Below are 18,852 nucleotides of genomic sequence, written 5' to 3'. Positions count from 1 at the left end.
GATCATTGCGATCGCAGCTTTTTTATTCATCAACATTTCAGTTGCAGGCAGGATTACTGATGGTATCCCACATCATCACGCCTTTCCTGAATATGTTCATCCGGCGTTTCCGCCACATCCGCCATACCGTTGTTGCCGGCATTGAAGTGACGACCGCTGTACACATGCATACTGGGGGGCGCGGGTACAGGCTGCGCACAGGATCCAAATGACAGCAACAGAAAAAACCAGGCAGCTAGCGGCATCTTCCTCATTATCCACTCACCCACAAAATGATCCAAAAGTGCGCCTAGCTTGCCTGAGGCTTTGCAAATTAGTGTCAGTGGCGCGCAAAGCTGCGTGTTGAGCCTTGAGCAGATGCGAAAAATCAGGCCTGTGATTTACGGGTTTTGTAGCGCGCCACCATGGTCATTAACGCCTGATAAATCAGGCCAGCATACAGGCTCATCACTATCGCCAGGCCGGGTTCTTTTCCCTGAGCCTGCCAGGAAACGAACCACATAAAAATGCCCCATAGCAGAGAAAACACCAGCCAGCCCTTAATGAATTTCATCACACCCTGCATAACCCCTCCTGTCATTGAGCGCTGACGATAACGGTTTACCCGCCAAAAAACACCGTTCAACTGTCGGGAATGTTATCTGCATCACCCTGGATTATTTTCTGAGGGAAAAGATTGACAATCTGGTCAGTAAACAGGCACCCTTTTTGCGGCATTACAGCCAGATATCAAATACCCCAGATGGAATAACGGCAATAATCACAAACTTTTGCCTGATATTTATCTAAATAATGGAATATAATATGCTTAAAAATACCCTGACGTTAAGCGTCATCGCGCTATCACTGGTTTTTCTTAGTAGTTGTGCCCAGCCAGATAACAGTGCAAAGCGCCATGCTATTCATTTTGTTCATACTGTTGATGACAATGATCCTAATTTCAGAATGAATAAAGCGGATTCAATCCGCCTGATGACCCCTTTTTTCGAACAGTTCTGGCAACAAGGGAAAAAAGATCGTGAGGCCGGACTGACAGCAACGGATGTACAACAACGTGTTAATTATTTCCGTAGTGATGAATTCATAAAATCCATTCATGGCACCTCCCAGTTCGCCGGAAAAGAATACAAGGAAAATGTATCACCCCGCTGGCGAGAAAATATGGCTAAGGCGATATCGGAAACCTATATGGATGGTTTTGAAGGACGGGGGTAACGGGAACCCACTGCTGATGGTGGTTTGCAATATTGGTACAAATAAAAACGGGGGCAGCTGGCTCCCGTTTTGCACTCTGTCTAACGATTGTTTGTAGTAGTCGTAACATGATCTAAACACTGCTGTAGACACCGTTTAAATCTGACAATCCATTGAATAATTTCGCATGTTTTTACAAATTGAACCATTCCCAGATTAACCTATAGCAATAGAATCTGCATTAAATGTATTTATTGAATGCTCGTCACAAATTCAATTAATTTCAGCTAACTTTAATTTCTTTTTTTTAATCACTTTCATCTAAAAACCTCAACCAGTTTACCTAAAGTTTAGATGAAAACCAATAATAATAGGTTTATACGTTATTTTTATTGGCAAAAGCTCTAAAAATCGACATAACAGCCTGAGCAACTACAATTATAAACACCTTACCCCATCATAATTCCCAGTAGTTGTTACGAGTTCTATTATTTAAGTTTCGTTCATCTTTAGCTACATTTCATGATCCTAAGAACGGGCATCAATAAGGAGATTGTATGAAAACGTTGAATATTCAGGAAATGGACATGGTATCCGGTGCTGGAAATTTTGCGGACAAATCAACGGGAGGCCGTGTTGACAATGATTCCCGGGGTGGTCGTGGAGGTGGAGCCCCAAGCAGCTGCGCCAACCAGGTAGGTATGGGGGCCATTCTTGGCACCATTGGGGCCATTGCTATGGGACCCGTGGGTATGGGAGCTGTAGCAGCAGGAGCCGGTATGGGAGCACTTACCGGAGGTCTTGGTTGCAATAACAGTCCATATGGCGGCAACGGTAATAATGGCGGTAATAGCAGCGGCAATAGTTCTTCTAACAATATTGGTGGACAGTGCCACTGGTGACAGGAATACACTATGAATGGCTTCGGACCAGGCACGCCCAAGCGCCGGTTTTTAGTATATTTAATCTGGTTATTTACGATATTTCCACTTTCGAATCAGGCCGGACCATGTAGCCCAATGAACACACATGGCTGGCTGGGAGTATTATCCTGGATTTTTATGCTAATCGGTGTTTACGCATTTTATTCCGGGCTATTTCGGTTTTACGACTGGTTTAACAGTAAATAAAATCCAAAGCCTCTCAGATTTATGTGGGAGGCTTTTATTCGTTATTTTCAGTGATCCTATGAGCGCTCACGATTTATCAAATTGACAGGCAGAATATTCAGATTAGAAGCTGTAAATCATGCAAACTATCCCTTAGATACTGTGCAACGGTGATTATCGTTATCTTTTTTAAACGGCTCACAAAAAGACAGTAATTTTAATGAACTTTCAAAAAGAGCGATAAATTACGATCAATATTCACTACGTTACTTAAGCGTGTTTTTTAAAAAAGGACGCGAGGAAAACTATTTAATTTATCACAATCGTGACTATCAAGTTGTGATGTCAGTTCAATTTTTTAAACTTTGCTTTTAACTTCCAATACAAAAACTATTCACCAAAGTATTATTTATTGACTTTGGTATAGTCATGTTTTTTAAATTGTATATCCATTCTAAGGTTAAACCATAAAGTCAAAAGGGAATTTTACATGCTCACACTAAATGTTGTTCCATTTTCTTTTCTCACACAAAACTGAAGCAAACAGTCTGTTCCATCTTAGAAAAAGGGTTTTTTAAAGACAGGCTTGATTGGGCAGTAAATTGCACTGATGAGAAGGAGATTGATGCATATGACACGCATGATGCCAATTATATACTAGGAAAATTCTGTAGTGAAGTAATCTGTGGCTTACGATTTATAGAAATTGACAAACCCAACATGCTGAAATGTGGTGTTTTCAACTCATTTTTTAACAACATTAAGATTTCATCCGGAAATTATCTGGAAGCTAGCAGACTATTTATTGATAAAGATCGTATAAATAAATTAAATTTATCTCATCACCCTATCTGCGCACTGATTTTTGTCGCAATGATAAATTTCACTCGAAAGAATAATTATGACGGAATTTACTCTATAGCAAGCGAGGCCATGTTAACAATATATCGGAGGACAGGCTGGAATGTGGAAGTGTTAGAATCAGGTCATTCTGAAAAAGGAGAGGCAGTGCATTATATTTTCATGCCTGTGGATAAATCTAGTACGGACCGAATATTAAAAAAATAAAACCTGACTACCTTACCATTCACGAAGATTCCGTTAATTATTCTTTTGAAATTCAGCATCTAAACTTAAGCCAATAACTGATAAAAACTTCAGGCAAATCACAGAAAATTTTTGTTGCCATAATTTCTAATAAACGCACAAAATCATCCATTGTAACTCATTCAGTTCTGGTCTTTAAAATTCATTTCAATAAACTCAAATAGCCGAGAATCGTCATGACGATTACATTTGTATCATGTAATTACCGCAATATGCTAAAAAAAGATCTCACCGAATTTTATTTCATAAGAAAAAAAATATTTAAAGATAGATTAGACTGGTTAGTGAAATGTAAAGGTGGCATGGAGTTTGATGAATATGACAATGAAAACGCTCATTACCTTATAGGCAAACAGGAAGGAAAAATAATATGTGGATGCCGATTTATTGACATGCATTTTGATAACATGTTTACTGGGGTTTTCTATAAATATTTCGACAAGATAACATTACCTGAAGGGAATTATGTAGAAGTTACGCGCCTATTTATTGATAATGAGCGAGATATAGAATACGAATTCGCAAGAGATTTAAAACTTCGTTTCTTCCTTAATATTCATTCTTTTGCAAAAGAATCTGGTTACGATGGCATTTATGCCGTCGCATCCGAGCAGCTACTGTGCAGTTTAATTAAAGCCGGATGGAACATAGAAGTTCAAAAAATTGGGACATCTGAAAAAAAAGAATACATCTATCTGATTATTATGCCAACTAAGGACAACGCAGTATTTTGTCTATACGATGCTTTAAATAATAAACATGCATAGTATGCACAGGTATCATTGACAACTACCTCACTTTATTAATCACCAGTGGGAACAGTGATTAACTTTAAGTCAGAGGCTAATCTAATTGCATGTTTTGCATTGACAGCCTCTAACTTCTGCACAATCTTTGCCATATGAAATTTTACTGTAGATACTGTGATATCCAAATGTGATGCAATTTCCCTATAAGTTTCACCCACAGCGGCCCAATAAAGAATTTCATTCTCTCTGGAAGTGAATGTAATGCTGTGATCATTGTTATCTATTTTGAAAAAATCATACAAAGACAATAATTTTTGATGAACTTTCACAAAAACAGATAGTTCAATATCAATATTTCGTGAGTTTTCTTCTGCCATACCAACTATCTGATCATTAAAAATTGATAGCAGTGCCAGATTGTTTTTGTAGTCATGAATTATATATGTATGCCCGTTATTGATGTCATACTCTTTCGCATGAAGCATTACCTTCGGCAAAGCTAACTTTGAAGAAATAATAATCTCCTCGTTCCAGTTAAAACCTTCCACTCTGGTTAGTGCCTTCATGACTACCGGGTCTACCATTTGATGCACATTTTCTACATATAAATCAAACCACTCAGGGAAATTATTTATAATGCGAATTTCATTTAAATCCTTTTTGCTTATAATGAAATATCCATATTTATAGTCTTTTATCCCAGGAAAAGCCTCTTCCAGAAATAGTTTAACTTTTTCATTTATATCTTCATTTGCATAAAATTTTGACATAGTCTCTCTTTGCCCCAGGATGTTTCTCTCTTCTGTAGCTCATATTTAACATATTCATAAAGTATAGACTATTTGATATAGTAAATTTTATGAATTGTTATGACAACCATCACTTACCAATACTAAAGCACAGGCATTGTAACATTAAAAATTAGGCTTCTGTACTTAAGAAAATGTCCTTAGCTAACTAAGAATATTCTTTTTATTGGTGTGGATTCTGTTTCCCTCAATTGAAACCAGGCTCAGGTAACAATTAACGCCAAAAAATTTAAAATACTGACCTCATCTGGCGCTAGAGCAAGTCCACCACAAAAAAACGGGAGCCATCGGCTCCCGTTCTGTATTCCGCCCAAAAAGGCAGCTTACATATTCGCGATAATCGCGTCGCCAAACTCTGAACATTTCAGCAGTTTAGCGCCTTCCATCAGACGTTCGAAGTCATAGGTCACGGTTTTGTTGGCGATGGCGCCTTCCATGCCTTTAACGATCAGGTCTGCGGCTTCGAACCACTCCAGATGACGCAGCATCATTTCTGCGGACAGGATGACGGAACCTGGGTTCACTTTATCCTGGCCTGCATACTTCGGTGCAGTACCGTGAGTTGCTTCGAACAGTGCACATTCATCACCGATGTTTGCACCCGGTGCGATACCAATGCCGCCAACCTGCGCCGCCAGGGCGTCAGAAATGTAGTCACCGTTCAGGTTCATACAGGCGATAACATCATACTCAGCCGGACGCAGCAGGATCTGCTGCAGGAAGGCGTCAGCGATCACGTCTTTCACGATGATCTCTTTGCCGGTGTTCGGGTTTTTGAACTTCATCCACGGGCCGCCATCGATCAGCTCGCCGCCGAATTCTTCTTTCACCAGCTGGTAGCCCCAGTCTTTGAAAGAACCTTCGGTGAACTTCATGATGTTGCCTTTGTGAACCAGCGTCAGGGAATCACGATCGTTAGTGATGGTGTATTCCACGGCAGCACGCACCAGACGTTTGGTACCTTCTTCTGAACACGGCTTCACGCCGATACCACACTGCTGCGGGAAGCGAATTTTCTTCACGCCCATCTCTTCACGCAGGAATTTGATCACTTTGTCAGCTTCAGGCGTACCGGCTTTCCACTCGATACCCGCATAGATATCTTCGGAGTTTTCACGGAAGATCACCATATCGGTATCTTCAGGACGTTTTACCGGGCTTGGGGTGCCTTTGTAGTAGCGAACCGGACGCAGACACACGTACAGATCCAGCTCCTGACGCAGCGCAACGTTCAGAGAACGAATACCGCCACCAACCGGAGTGGTCAGCGGGCCTTTGATGGCAACGCGGTATTCTTTGATTAAATCGAGGGTTTCCTGCGGCAGCCAGACATCCTGGCCATAGAGTTCTACTGACTTCTCACCGGTGTAAATTTCCATCCAGGAAATTTTTCGCTCGCCGTTGTAGGCTTTCTTCACAGCGGCATCAACCACCTTCAGCATCACGGGGGAAACGTCAACACCGATACCGTCACCTTCAATGTAAGGGATGACCGGGTTATTTGGCACTACCAGTTTGCCCTGATCCAGGGTGATTTTCTGACCTTCCGCCGGAACAACTACTTTGCTTTCCATTAACCTCTCCTTCGAGCGATTTTTTGTTAATGATTTGTAAGATGCGCGTCAATACTACTTGAATATTTCCGCCGCGCCAATCACCGCAGTTTCGCGTTATAATGCGCTGATTGTCACCAACTGCAAAGCCCATGCGAAAAACTTCCCAACGAATTCACCAGGATAAACGATTCAGCGCCCCGTCACGCAAGCCTGTCCGCCGTGATACGCGGCCTCGGGGTCCAGTGCGCGTCATACTCTTTAACAAACCTTTCGATGTTTTACCGCAATTCAGCGATGAGGCCGGACGCCAGACCCTAAAGGATTTTGTGCCCGTGACTGACGTCTACGCCGCGGGGCGCCTCGATCGCGACAGCGAAGGGCTGATGATTTTAACCAACGATGGCGCGCTACAGGCGCAGCTGACCCAGCCTGGCAAGCGCACCGGAAAAGTCTATTTTGTGCAGGTGGAAGGCGAACCGCAGGAATCAGATTTATCCCGCCTGCGCAGCGGCGTGACCTTAAATGATGGCCCGACCCTGCCCGCAGGCGTCGAGCGGGTGCCAGAGCCGGAGTGGCTCTGGCCGCGCCAGCCGCCAATCCGCGAACGCAAAGCCATTCCGGTTAGCTGGCTGAAAATGACCTTATATGAAGGCCGTAACCGTCAGGTGCGGCGCATGACGGCACACATTGGTTTTCCTACCCTGCGCTTGATCCGTTTCGCCATGGGGGAACATCAGCTGGATAATCTGGCACCGGGTGAGTGGCGTGATATCAGTCCGAATTTTATAACTTCAGGTTAACAATCCGGGAGGATCGATGTTTAAACCTCATGTCACCGTCGCCTGCATCGTGCAGGCGGAAGGTCAGTTACTGGTGGTGGAAGAACGCATTCGCGGGCGTGCCACCTGGAACCAACCCGCCGGTCATCTGGAGGCCGATGAGACCCTGCTGGAAGCCGCGCAACGCGAGTTATTCGAAGAAACCGGTATTGATGCCGCACCGCACTATTTTCTTGGCGTACAGCAATGGATCGCCCCGGATAATACGCCTTTTGTGCGGTTTCTGTTTGGCCTGGATTTGGCACAACGTGCCGCTACCACCCCGCATGATGATGACATCGATTGCTGCTGGTGGCTGACGCCAGAGCAGATTCTCACTGCGGATAACCTGCGTTCACCGCTGGTGGCTGAAAGTGTACGATTGTGGCAACAGGGTGCGCGCTACCCCTTACAACTGGTCGCACCGTTCCAGTGGCCGTTTCACGAGGGTGCGCACCCGGCTTCCGCGTGCTAGAATGCGCCGCCTGTTTTTATCGTAATGAAGAGTGTGTCATGTCTGACAACAGCCAGAAAAAAGTGATCGTCGGTATGTCCGGCGGCGTCGATTCTTCCGTTTCCGCCTGGTTACTGCAACAGCAGGGCTATAAGGTGGAGGGCCTGTTCATGAAGAACTGGGAGGAAGACGACGGCGAGGAGTATTGTACTGCCGCTGAAGACCTGGCTGATGCGCAGGCCGTCTGCGACAAACTCGGTATCAAACTGCATAAGGTCAACTTCGCCGCTGAATACTGGGACAATGTTTTTGAACATTTCCTCGAAGAGTACAAAGCGGGCCGTACGCCGAATCCCGACATTCTGTGTAATAAAGAGATCAAGTTTAAAGCGTTTCTTGAATTCGCCGCAGAAGATCTCGGTGCTGACTTTATCGCCACTGGCCATTATGTCCGCCGTCAGGATGTTGATGGTCAGAGCCGCCTGCTGCGCGGCCTTGATGGCAACAAAGATCAAAGCTACTTCCTCTACACCCTCAGCCACCAGCAGGTCGCACAAAGCCTGTTCCCGGTCGGCGAGCTGGAAAAACCGGAAGTCCGCCGCATTGCCGAGCAGCTTGATCTGATCACCGCAAAGAAAAAAGACTCCACCGGCATCTGCTTTATTGGCGAACGCAAATTCCGCGATTTCCTTGGCCGTTATCTGCCTGCCCAGCCGGGTGCCATTGAAACCGTTGATGGCGAGATCGTCGGTGAACATCAGGGCCTGATGTATCACACCCTCGGTCAGCGTAAGGGGCTGGGGATTGGCGGACGCAAAGAAAGCAATGACGATCCCTGGTATGTAGTCGATAAAGATGTCGAGCGCAATCGCCTGATTGTGGCGCAGGGCGGTGATCATCCGCGTCTGATGTCCGTGGGCCTGATTGCCCAGCAGCTGCATTGGGTTGATCGTCAGCCGATCACCGCCCCACTGCGCTGTACGGTGAAAACCCGTTACCGCCAGACCGACATCCCCTGCGAAATTATCCCGCTGGGTGATGACCGTATTGAAGTCCGTTTTGATGAGCCGGTTGCTGCTGTTACGCCGGGACAATCTGCCGTGTTCTACCTGGGTGAAGTGTGCCTTGGTGGCGGCATTATCGAACAGCGTCTGCCCTGGGCAGCTGCCTGAGGTCGGCGTTGCCGACGCGTATACAGGAGTAACCGTGGCTAAGAACTATTATGAGATTACGCTGGCGCTGGCAGGTGTTTGCCAGGCGGCCCATCTGGTGCAGCAGCTGGCGCATCAGGGCAATTGTAATAACGCCGCACTGAATGTCTCGCTGCGCAGCCTGCTGGATCTCAATCCTGGCTCCACGCTGGCGGTGTATGGCAACGATGAAGCCAATCTGCGGCTCGGCCTGGAAACCATGATGGCGGTGCTGAACAGCAGCAGCCGTCAGGGTGCAGGCGCGGAGTTGATGCGCTATACCCTGAGTCTGGTGGTGCTGGAGCGCAAGCTGCACAGCAATAAACAAGCACTCAACACCCTGGCCCAGCGCATCAGCCAGCTTGATCGTCAACTGGCGCACTACGAGCTGGAATCCGACACCATCACCAGTGCAATGGCCGCCATTTATGTTGATGTGATAAGCCCACTCGGCCCGCGTATTCAGGTGACCGGCTCGCCACAGGTATTGCAGAGCAGCCAGATCCAGAACCGGGTACGTGCCACCTTGCTGGCGGGCATCCGTTCTGCCGTATTATGGCAGCAGGTTGGCGGTGGCCGCCTGCAGCTGATGTTCTCGCGTCAGCGTTTACTGCGCGAGGCAAAAACCATTTTATCCCGGCTGGGAACGGCGTATTAAGCGCCTTTCCGGCATCACGCTTTGTTAAACGATTCAGGAGTTGCACTGATGGAATTATCCTCTCTGACCGCCGTCTCACCTGTCGATGGTCGTTACGGCGATAAAGTCAGCCCACTGCGCGCGATTTTCAGCGAATACGGTTTGCTGAAATTCCGTGTTGAGGTTGAAGTTCGCTGGTTACAGAAACTGGCCGCGACCGCAGAGATCAAGGAAGTTCCTGCATTTGATGCTGACGCAAACGCTTTCCTTGATGCGATTGTTGCTAATTTCAACGAAACCGACGCCGCACGCATTAAAACCATCGAGCGCACCACCAACCACGACGTAAAAGCGGTGGAATACTTTCTGAAAGAGAAAGTGGCAGACGTACCGGCACTGCACGCGGTATCTGAATTTATCCACTTTGCCTGCACCTCTGAAGATATCAACAACCTGTCGCATGCGCTGATGCTGGAAACGGCACGCCGAGAGGTGATCCTGCCTTACTGGAGCAAAATCATTGCGGCAGTGAAAGGCCTGGCGCAGGAATATCGCGACATTCCGCTGCTGTCACGCACCCACGGTCAGCCCGCTACCCCTTCCACCATGGGTAAAGAGATGGCTAACGTCGCTTACCGCATGGAGCGTCAGCTGCGTCAGCTCGGCAACATCGAAGTGCTGGGTAAAATCAACGGCGCGGTCGGTAACTATAACGCCCACATTGCCGCCTACCCGGAAGTGGACTGGCACCAGCTGAGCGAAGCCTTTGTCACCTCACTGGGCATTACCTGGAACCCGTACACCACGCAGATCGAACCGCATGACTACATCGCTGAAATGTTTGATTGCATGGCGCGTTTCAACACCATTCTGATCGATTTTGACCGTGATATCTGGGGCTACGTTGCCCTGAATCACTTCAAACAGAAAACCATCGCCGGTGAAATCGGTTCTTCCACCATGCCGCACAAAGTTAACCCGATTGACTTCGAAAACTCCGAAGGCAACCTCGGTCTGGCGAATGCGGTGATGCAGCATCTGGCAAGCAAACTGCCGGTGTCGCGCTGGCAGCGTGATTTGACCGACTCCACCGTGCTGCGTAACCTCGGTGTTGGCGTCGGTTATGCGCTGATCGCCTACCAGGCCACCCTGAAAGGTATCTCCAAGCTGGAAGTGAACCGCGACCGTCTGCTTGACGAGCTGGATCACAACTGGGAAGTGCTGGCTGAGCCGATTCAGACCGTGATGCGTCGTTACGGCATCGAGAAACCGTACGAGAAACTGAAAGAGCTGACCCGTGGCAAACGCGTCGATGCCGCCGGTATGCAGGCGTTTATTGATGGCCTTGAACTGCCGGAAGAGGAAAAAGTGCGTCTGAAGCAAATGACGCCAGCCAACTACCTCGGCCGTGCGATTCAGATGGTTGATGATCTGAAATAATCCCCTGCGAACACAGGCGGGCTGCGGCTCGCCTGTGTTAATCTGCGGTTTAGCTGACTTCGCATATACTTTGCTCCATCAATGAGTTGAAAGTAAGGAAAAGCTATGCGTGTTCTGGTTGTGGAAGATAATGCGCTGCTGCGTCATCACCTTGCCGTGCAATTGCGCGAAATGGGTCACCAGGTGGATGCCGCAGAAGATGCGAAAGAAGCTGATTATTTCCTCCAGGAGCATATACCGGACATCGCGCTGGTTGATCTGGGCCTGCCGGACGAAGATGGTATGTCACTGATCCGCCGCTGGCGTGGCGAAGCCATTCGTCAGCCGATTCTGGTGCTTACCGCCCGTGAAGGCTGGCAGGCAAAAGTTGAAGCGCTGGAAGCCGGTGCCGACGACTACGTCACCAAACCGTTCCATATCGAAGAAGTGGCTGCCCGTTTGCAGGCGTTAATGCGTCGTAACAGCGGCCATGCTTCGCAGATTATCTCGATGCCGCCGTTCCAGGTTGATCTCTCGCGTCGCGAGCTGACGGTGAATGAGGAGCCTGTTAAACTGACGGCCTTTGAATACACCATCGTCGAAACCCTGATCCGCAACGCCGGAAAAGTGGTCAGTAAAGATTCGCTGATGCTGCAACTCTATCCCGATGCTGAATTACGTGAAAGCCACACTATTGATGTGCTGATGGGTCGTTTACGTAAAAAAATTCTCGCCCTACACCCGACGGAAGTGATCAACACGGTACGCGGTCAGGGCTATCGTTTCGATCTCTAAAAAATGAACTGGTTTCATCGCCTGCGCCCCTTTTCCCTGCGCGCCCGCTTTCTGCTGGCGACGGCAGCCATTGTGCTGTTTCTGTCGCTCTCTTACGGCATGGTAGCCGTGGTGGGTTATGTGGTGAGTTTCGACAAAAACACCTATCGCGTGATGCGTGGCGAAAGCAACCTGTTCTTTACCCTTGCGCAGTGGCAGGACAACCGGCTGACCATTGCCCAGCCAGAGCGTATGACGCTCAACTTCCCGACGCTGGTGTTTATCTACGATGAACACGGCAAACTGCTGTGGCAACAGCGTGATGTACCGGAAATCCGCCGCAAAATTCGGCGCGAGTGGCTACTCAAGCCTGACTTCTACGAAATAGATACCAGCAACCGCACCAGCCTGGCGGCGATGGGTAACAACCTGGTGGCGCAGAAACAGCTTCACGCCCTGGACACTAACAGCAACGATACCTTTACCCACTCGGTCGCGGTCAACCGCTATGACGCCACCACCAACTTACCGGCGCTGACCATTGTGGTGGTCGATTCGATCCCACAGGAACTCCAGCATTCCGATGTGGTGTGGTCATGGTTCAGCTACGTGCTGGCAGCAAACCTGCTGCTGGTGATCCCACTGCTGTGGCTGGCCGCGCACTGGAGTCTGCGGCCAATTGGGCATCTCACCTCACAGGTGCGCGAGCTGGAAACCGGTCAGCGGGAGAATCTGGATGATAATCCTCCCCAGGAACTGCGCAGCCTGGTACGCAACCTGAATTTACTGCTCACCAATGAGCGCCAGCGTTATACCCGCTATCGCACCACCCTTTCAGACCTGACTCACAGCCTGAAGACGCCGCTGGCGGTGTTGCAAAGTACGTTGCGTTCGCTGCGCAGCGGTAAAGACCTGACTGTGGAACAGGCGGAGCCGGTGATGCTGGAGCAAATCAGCCGCATCTCGCAGCAGATCGGTTATTACCTGCATCGCGCCAGTATGCAGGCCGATCACAACCCGTTGCAGCGCGATTTGCATTCCGTCTCAGCGCTACTCGATAGCCTGTGTTCGGCTCTGAATAAGGTTTATCAGCGTAAAGGGGTGGAAATCACCCTCGATATCTCTCCCGAACTGACCTTTATCGGCGATCAGAATGACTTTATGGAAGTGCTGGGTAATGTGCTGGATAACGCCTGCAAATATTGTCTGGAGTTTATTGAAGTCAGTGCACGGCAAACCGATAAAGCGTTACACCTGTTTATCGACGATGATGGCCCCGGTATCCCCGAAAGTAAGCGCGATTTAATCTTTGTTCGCGGTCAACGCGCCGACACCCTGCGCCCCGGCCAGGGCTTAGGTTTGGCGGTGGTTCGCGACATTCTGGAGCAGTATGCCGGTCAGGTTATCGCCACCACCAGCCCGCTTGGCGGCGCGCGTATGGAAGTCATTTTCCAGCGTCAGGAAGTTGAACATCGTCGCGAGTAGAAAGGCGCGCGGGCTGTTATACTTGCAGGCATTCATGGCCCTAACCGGAACCCTTCTATGGATTATCAGCTCGATCTTAACTGGCCCGACTTTATTCAGCGTTACTGGCAAAAACGTCCGGTGGTGCTTAAACGTGGTTTTAAAAACTTTATTGACCCAATTTCTCCTGATGAGCTGGCCGGTCTGGCAATGGAAAACGAGGTGGACAGCCGCCTGGTGAGCCATGACAACGGTAAATGGCAGGTAAGCCATGGTCCGTTTGAAAGCTACGATCATCTCGGTGAAAACAACTGGTCGTTGCTGGTGCAGGCGGTTAACCACTGGCATGAGCCTTCTGCCGCGCTGATGCGTCCGTTCCGCTTCCTGCCCGACTGGCGCATTGACGATCTGATGATCTCTTTTGCCGTGCCTGGCGGCGGTGTGGGCCCGCATTTCGACCAGTACGATGTGTTTATCATTCAGGGCACCGGTCGCCGTCGCTGGCGCGTCGGCGAGAAAGTGCCGATGAAGCAGCACTGCCCACATCCCGACCTGCTCCAGGTGGAACCCTTTGACGCCATCATTGATGAAGAGATGGAACCGGGTGACATCCTCTATATCCCGCCGGGATTCCCGCACGAAGGCTACTCACTGGAAAACGCGCTGAACTACTCAGTGGGTTTCCGTGCGCCAAGCGGTCGCGAGCTGATCAGCGGTTTTGCCGACTACGTGCTGGCTCACGAGCTGGGCAGCTATCGCTATAGCGATCCCGATGTGCCGACGCGTGAATGTCCGTCACAAATTCTGCCTTCCGAGGTGGAGGGTATCCGTGCCGCGATGCTGGATGTGATCAATCAGCCCGAGCAGTTTAACCAGTGGTTTGGCGAATTTATTTCGCAGTCACGCCACGAGCTGGATATCGCTCCGCCAGAACCACCGTACCAGCCAGATGAAATCTATGATGCGCTGCAACAGGGTGATGCCCTGACGCGCCTCGGTGGGTTACGCGTGCTGACGCTGGGTGATGCAGTGTTTGTTAACGGCGAGCGCGTGGACTGTAGCCACCCGGAAGTGCTGGCGGCGCTGGCTCATCGTCAGGTACTGACGCTGGAAGACTTTGGTGAAGCGCTGAACGATCCTTCACTTCTGGCGCAGGTCGCCGCGCTGGTGAACAGCGGTTATTGGTACTTCGCTGATTAAGTTGAGGCTTGTATGAATGCGTAGCGGCGCGATTTATCGCGCACCGTTTAAAACCCGCACGATAAATCGTGCCGCTACGGTTCTGCATCAGGTCGATTGCCGACCTGGTTTACTTTTTCTCAGCCACCAGCGCCGCAATGCGCACAATCACATCCACCGCCTGCGCCATCACGTTCAGTGAAGCGAACTCGTGTTTGCCGTGATAGTTGTAGCCACCGGTAAACAGGTTCGGACACGGCAGTCCTTTCCACGACAACGCTGAACCGTCGGTGCCACCGCGAATCGGTTTCACGTTGGGTTCAATGCCGCAGTCATGCATCGCCTGTAACGCCAGTTCGATAATGTGCGGATGCGGTTCCACTTTCTCGCGCATATTACGGTAGCTGTCGCTGATCTCGACTTTTATCGTGCACTCCGCATGCAGGCCCTTGCTGATCCGACGCCCGATATCTTCCAGCAGTTGCTTACGTTTGGCGTAGTTATCCGCATCGAAGTCACGGATGATATACATCATCTCCGCGTGCTCCACGGTCCCCTTCATAGTATGCAGATGGTAAAAGCCTTCGTAGCCTTCGGTGAATTGCGGCTTTTCGTTGGCTGGCACTTCGGCGTGGAAACGCATCGCCAGTTCCAGCGCGTTCACCATCACCCCTTTGGCGGTACCCGGATGCACGTTGTTACCGACAATTTTGACCGTCGCCGATGCCGCATTGAAGTTCTCAAACTCAAACTCACCCAGATCGCTACCATCCACGGTATAAGCCCAGTCGGCGGCAAACTCTTCGATATCAAAGTATGACGGACCACGGCCAATCTCTTCATCCGGCGTAAAGGCGACACGAATCGCACCATGCGGAATGTCCCCCTGCGCGAGGCGTGCCATGGCGGTCATGATTTCCGCCACCCCGGCTTTATCATCCGCCCCGAGCAAGGTTTTACCATCGGTGGTGACCAGCGTATGGCCGATCAATTTGTGCAACACCGGGAACATTACCGGTGAAAGAATTTCATCACCGTTGCCGAGAGCAATATCCCCGCCGCGGTAATTTTCAATAATCTGCGGATTAACGTTTTTCGCCGTGAAATCCGGCGAGGTATCCATATGCGAAATAAAGCCGATCACCGGGGTCGGCCAGTCAACATTCGCCGGTAAGGTGCCCATAACACAGCAATGGTCACTTAACGTCACATCCACAAAACCTAAAGCCAGCAGCTCTTCCTGGAGCTGACGCGCCAGCGTCCACTGCCCTTCGCTGCTTGGTACCTGCCGTGCCTGTGGCTTGGATTGGGTTTCTATCGCCACATAACTGAGAAAGCGCTCAAGTAATTGATCCATCGGTCATCCCTCTAAAGAACCTGCATTTATTATCATTGGTCACTGGCGACGCGTTGTTGCGTCAAATCATTATCCATCAGGTTAGTCCCGTCATGATGATTTGCTCAATCATCGGATGCAGAAAGATTTTCCGTGCCGCTGCGTGTCGCTACAGCATACTCCGTTCTTTTTCAGACTTTTCAAGGTAATTCCACGTGGAAACATGGCATTGGCGCATTTTTCAGGTATTATCCCGCCCTTCATCACGGCTGGCCGCTGCGTGCGACTATGCTGTAATCAGATCATTTTCAGACTGAGTGACTAAAATGACGCAAACACGCGCGCAACAGGCGCTGGTTACGCTTTCTGGCATCAGTAAAGCCTTCGATGGTAAATCCATCATTTCCGATTTCCAGCTGACTATCCGTCATGGTGAATTTATCACCCTGCTCGGTCCTTCCGGCTGCGGTAAAACCACCATTCTGCGTCTGATCGCCGGACTGGAAGATGCCGATCAGGGTCGCATCATCCTCGATGGCAATGACATCACCGACACACCTGCCGAGCACCGTCATATCAATACGGTGTTCCAGAGCTATGCGTTGTTCCCGCATATGTCGGTATTTGAAAACGTGGCGTTTGGCTTGCGGATGCAGAAAACCCCGGCGGCAGAAATTACCCGTCGCGTCAATGACGCGCTGGCGATGGTGCAACTGGAAAGTTTTGCTGACCGCCGTCCTCATCAGCTGTCAGGCGGCCAGCAACAGCGTGTCGCCATTGCCCGTGCGGTGGTGAATCGGCCCAAAGTATTGCTGCTGGACGAGTCCCTCTCCGCGCTGGATTACAAGCTGCGTAAGCAGATGCAGAACGAACTGAAAGCATTGCAGCGCAAGCTCGGCATCACCTTTGTGTTCGTCACTCACGACCAGGAAGAAGCGCTGACCATGTCCGATCGCATCGTGGTGATGCGTGATGGTCGTATCGAGCAGGACGGTACGCCACGCGAAATCTACGAAGAACCGGCCAATTTGTTTGTCGCGCGCTTTATCGGTGAAATCAACGTGTTTGACGCTGAGGTAGTAAGCAGTGACAACGCCCCCAGCGTGCGCGCCCGGGTGGAAGGACGGGAATGTGATATCCACTGCCCTTTCCCGGTGGTGCCTGGTGATAAATTGCATGTCCTGTTGCGCCCGGAAGATTTGCGCGTGGAAGAGATCGACCATGACAGCCGCAGCGAGCACCTGGTGGGCTACGTGCGTGAGCGGAACTATAAAGGGATGACGCTGGAATCCACCGTTGAACTGGAAAATGGCAAGCTTCTGACGGTGAGCGAATTTTTCAATGAGGATGACCCCGATTTTGACCATTCGCTGAACCAGAAAATGGCGGTGAGTTGGGTACAGAGCTGGGAGGTGGTGCTGCCGTATGAAGCTGATGCGTAATCGCCTGCAAAACGCCATCGTGGTGATGATTGTCAGCTGGCTGACGCTATTTGTACTGCTGCCCAATCTGATGATCTTTGTCACCAGTTTTCTGACTCGCGACGATGCACATTTTGTCAGCATGGTGTTTACCCTCAGCAACTACAGCCGCCTGCTCGACCCGCTCTACGCCGAAGTGTTGTTGCACTCGCTGAATATGGCGGTCATCGCCACCCTGTGCTGCCTGCTGCTCGGTTATCCCTTTGCCTGGTGCCTGACAAAATTGCCCGAGCGCCTGCGCCCGCTGATGCTGTTTCTGCTGATTGTGCCGTTCTGGACCAATTCACTGATCCGCATCTACGGCCTGAAAATTTTTCTCAGCACCCGCGGCTGGCTGAACGAGTTTCTGCTGTGGCTGGGCGTCATCGACCAACCCTTTCGCATCATGTACACGCCAGAAGCGGTGATCCTCGGGCTGATCTACATCCTGCTGCCGTTTATGGTGCTGCCGCTCTACTCCAGCCTGGAAAAACTGGATAAAGCCTGTCTGGAGGCCGCGCGCGACCTCGGAGCCAATACGCTGCAACGTTTTATACGCATCATTCTGCCGCTCACTATGCCCGGTATCGTCGCCGGTTGCCTGCTGGTATTGATCCCGGCGATGGGCCTGTTTTACGTCTCCGATTTGATGGGGGGCGCGAAAAATCTGTTGATTGGTAACGTGATCAAGAACCAGTTCCTCAATATTCGCGACTGGCCCTTTGGTGCCGCCACCAGCATCGTGATGACGCTACTGATGGGGCTGATGTTGCTGTTTTACTGGCGCGCCGCCCGCCTGCTGAATAACAAAATGGAGCTGCAATGATGGCTCGCTGGTTACGCGCTAGCTTTATGGCGGTGATTTACGCCTGGTTTTATATTCCGATCATCATCCTGATCGTCAATTCGTTTAACGCCTCACGCTTCGGCATCAACTGGCAGGGTTTCAGTACCCAGTGGTATGCCTTGCTGGTAAACAACGACAGCCTGTTACAGGCGGCGCAGCATTCGTTGCTGATGGGGGTGTTGTCTGCCAGCTGTGCAACGCTGATTGGCTCGCTGACGGCAGTGGCGCTGTATCGCTACCGTTTCCGTGGTAAACCCTTCGTCAGCGGCATGTTGTTTGTGGTGATGATGTCGCCGGATATTGTGATGGCGATTTCGCTGCTGGTGCTGTTTATGCTGCTGGGTATCTCACTGGGATTCTGGTCGCTGCTGTTTTCTCACATCACCTTCTGCCTGCCGTTTGTGGTGATTACCGTCTACTCACGCCTGAAAGGCTTTGATGTGCGGATGCTGGAAGCAGCAAAAGACCTCGGTGCCAGTGAAATCACCATTTTGCGCAAGATTCTGCTGCCGCTGGCGTTACCTGCGGTGGCGGCGGGCTGGCTGCTGAGCTTTACCCTGTCGATGGACGATGTAGTGGTCTCCTCCTTCGTCACCGGCCCGACGTTTGAGATTCTGCCATTGAAAATTTATTCGATGGTGAAAGTCGGCGTATCACCCGAGGTGAATGCACTGGCTACCATTTTACTGCTGCTGTCGCTGCTGCTGGTGGCAGCCAGCCAGTTGTTATTGCGGGATAAAACCAAATAGA

The 18,852-nt window shown here is 50.0% G+C and carries 20 protein-coding genes; 15 read left to right on the top strand and 5 right to left on the bottom strand.

What is annotated here, in order from left to right; translation table 11 throughout:
* Positions 1-53 precede the first annotated feature (53 nt).
* Both HA50_RS08020 and HA50_RS08015 read right to left on the bottom strand, forming a co-directional pair.
* Positions 54-245 carry a hypothetical protein gene (locus HA50_RS08020; protein WP_084873932.1) on the bottom strand — a complete coding sequence of 64 codons (192 nt, stop codon included), beginning with the start codon at positions 243-245 and terminating at the stop codon, positions 54-56.
* 122 nt (positions 246-367) lie between these two features.
* Complete coding sequence (locus tag HA50_RS08015; RefSeq protein WP_084873931.1) at positions 368-565, bottom strand: DUF6404 family protein; 198 nt, start codon at positions 563-565, stop codon at positions 368-370.
* A gap of 239 nt (positions 566-804) precedes the next feature.
* On the opposite strand from HA50_RS08015, the gene HA50_RS08010 reads away from it, so the two are divergent.
* The 4 genes from HA50_RS08010 to HA50_RS07990 all read left to right on the top strand — a co-directional run bounded on the left by HA50_RS08010 (position 805) and on the right by HA50_RS07990 (position 4,177).
* Positions 805-1,215, top strand: a complete 411-nt coding sequence (locus HA50_RS08010; protein ID WP_084873930.1) for an Exc2 family lipoprotein — start codon at positions 805-807, stop codon at positions 1,213-1,215.
* 536 nt (positions 1,216-1,751) lie between these two features.
* A complete protein-coding gene (locus HA50_RS08005; RefSeq protein WP_084873929.1) occupies positions 1,752-2,096 on the top strand; it encodes a hypothetical protein in 345 nt (114 codons plus the stop codon).
* A gap of 690 nt (positions 2,097-2,786) precedes the next feature.
* Complete coding sequence (locus HA50_RS32125) at positions 2,787-3,371, top strand: acyl-homoserine-lactone synthase (RefSeq protein WP_084873927.1); 585 nt, start codon at positions 2,787-2,789, stop codon at positions 3,369-3,371.
* A gap of 215 nt (positions 3,372-3,586) precedes the next feature.
* Positions 3,587-4,177 (top strand): acyl-homoserine-lactone synthase, encoded by a 591-nt coding sequence (locus HA50_RS07990; RefSeq protein ID WP_084873926.1) that lies wholly within the window; start codon positions 3,587-3,589, stop codon positions 4,175-4,177.
* A gap of 35 nt (positions 4,178-4,212) precedes the next feature.
* On the opposite strand, the gene HA50_RS07985 is transcribed toward HA50_RS07990, so the two are convergent.
* Positions 4,213-4,929, bottom strand: coding sequence for a helix-turn-helix transcriptional regulator (locus tag HA50_RS07985; protein WP_084873925.1), 717 nt, complete (start codon positions 4,927-4,929; stop codon positions 4,213-4,215).
* A 362-nt stretch (positions 4,930-5,291) separates the two neighbouring features.
* The gene (gene icd, locus HA50_RS07980) at positions 5,292-6,542 is read right to left on the bottom strand and encodes an NADP-dependent isocitrate dehydrogenase (protein WP_084873924.1); all 1,251 of its coding nucleotides are present in this window, start codon (positions 6,540-6,542) and stop codon (positions 5,292-5,294) included.
* 131 nt (positions 6,543-6,673) lie between these two features.
* Between icd and rluE the strand changes: the two genes are divergently transcribed.
* The 8 genes from rluE (at position 6,674) to HA50_RS07940 (ending at position 14,480) form a co-directional block, all read left to right on the top strand.
* A complete protein-coding gene (gene rluE / locus HA50_RS07975; protein WP_084873923.1) occupies positions 6,674-7,324 on the top strand; it encodes a 23S rRNA pseudouridine(2457) synthase RluE in 651 nt (216 codons plus the stop codon).
* A gap of 16 nt (positions 7,325-7,340) precedes the next feature.
* On the top strand, positions 7,341-7,817 hold the full coding sequence (locus HA50_RS07970) for an NUDIX domain-containing protein (RefSeq protein WP_084873922.1): 477 nt from the start codon (positions 7,341-7,343) through the stop codon (positions 7,815-7,817).
* Between the two features lie 38 nt (positions 7,818-7,855).
* Positions 7,856-8,968, top strand: a complete 1,113-nt coding sequence (gene mnmA / locus HA50_RS07965; protein ID WP_084873921.1) for a tRNA 2-thiouridine(34) synthase MnmA — start codon at positions 7,856-7,858, stop codon at positions 8,966-8,968.
* A gap of 34 nt (positions 8,969-9,002) precedes the next feature.
* Positions 9,003-9,644, top strand: a complete 642-nt coding sequence (gene hflD, locus HA50_RS07960; protein ID WP_084873920.1) for a high frequency lysogenization protein HflD — start codon at positions 9,003-9,005, stop codon at positions 9,642-9,644.
* A 48-nt stretch (positions 9,645-9,692) separates the two neighbouring features.
* A complete protein-coding gene (gene purB, locus HA50_RS07955) occupies positions 9,693-11,063 on the top strand; it encodes an adenylosuccinate lyase (RefSeq protein ID WP_084873919.1) in 1,371 nt (456 codons plus the stop codon).
* A 105-nt stretch (positions 11,064-11,168) separates the two neighbouring features.
* On the top strand, positions 11,169-11,837 hold the full coding sequence (gene phoP, locus HA50_RS07950) for a two-component system response regulator PhoP (RefSeq protein WP_084873918.1): 669 nt from the start codon (positions 11,169-11,171) through the stop codon (positions 11,835-11,837).
* Positions 11,838-11,840: 3 nt separating this feature from the next.
* The gene (gene phoQ / locus HA50_RS07945; RefSeq protein ID WP_084873917.1) at positions 11,841-13,301 is read left to right on the top strand and encodes a two-component system sensor histidine kinase PhoQ; all 1,461 of its coding nucleotides are present in this window, start codon (positions 11,841-11,843) and stop codon (positions 13,299-13,301) included.
* A 57-nt stretch (positions 13,302-13,358) separates the two neighbouring features.
* Complete coding sequence (locus tag HA50_RS07940; RefSeq protein WP_084873916.1) at positions 13,359-14,480, top strand: ribosomal protein uL16 3-hydroxylase; 1,122 nt, start codon at positions 13,359-13,361, stop codon at positions 14,478-14,480.
* Positions 14,481-14,589: 109 nt separating this feature from the next.
* On the opposite strand, the gene pepT is transcribed toward HA50_RS07940, so the two are convergent.
* Positions 14,590-15,816 carry a peptidase T gene (gene pepT / locus HA50_RS07935; protein WP_084873915.1) on the bottom strand — a complete coding sequence of 409 codons (1,227 nt, stop codon included), beginning with the start codon at positions 15,814-15,816 and terminating at the stop codon, positions 14,590-14,592.
* A gap of 305 nt (positions 15,817-16,121) precedes the next feature.
* On the opposite strand from pepT, the gene potA reads away from it, so the two are divergent.
* Genes potA through potC form a run of 3 tightly spaced genes read left to right on the top strand, consistent with a single transcriptional unit; the run spans position 16,122 to position 18,851 of the window.
* Positions 16,122-17,237 (top strand): spermidine/putrescine ABC transporter ATP-binding protein PotA, encoded by a 1,116-nt coding sequence (potA, locus tag HA50_RS07930; RefSeq protein WP_084873914.1) that lies wholly within the window; start codon positions 16,122-16,124, stop codon positions 17,235-17,237.
* On the top strand, positions 17,221-18,081 hold the full coding sequence (potB, locus tag HA50_RS07925; protein ID WP_084873913.1) for a spermidine/putrescine ABC transporter permease PotB: 861 nt from the start codon (positions 17,221-17,223) through the stop codon (positions 18,079-18,081). Before potA ends, potB begins: the two co-directional genes overlap by 17 nt.
* Positions 18,078-18,851 (top strand): spermidine/putrescine ABC transporter permease PotC, encoded by a 774-nt coding sequence (gene potC / locus HA50_RS07920; RefSeq protein ID WP_084873912.1) that lies wholly within the window; start codon positions 18,078-18,080, stop codon positions 18,849-18,851. Before potB ends, potC begins: the two co-directional genes overlap by 4 nt.
* The last annotated feature ends 1 nt before the right edge of the window (position 18,852 follow it).

It is taken from the genome of Pantoea cypripedii, from assembly GCF_002095535.1.
Lineage (GTDB): Bacteria > Pseudomonadota > Gammaproteobacteria > Enterobacterales > Enterobacteriaceae > Pantoea > Pantoea cypripedii.
This window is presented reverse-complemented; position numbering and strand designations above follow the sequence as displayed.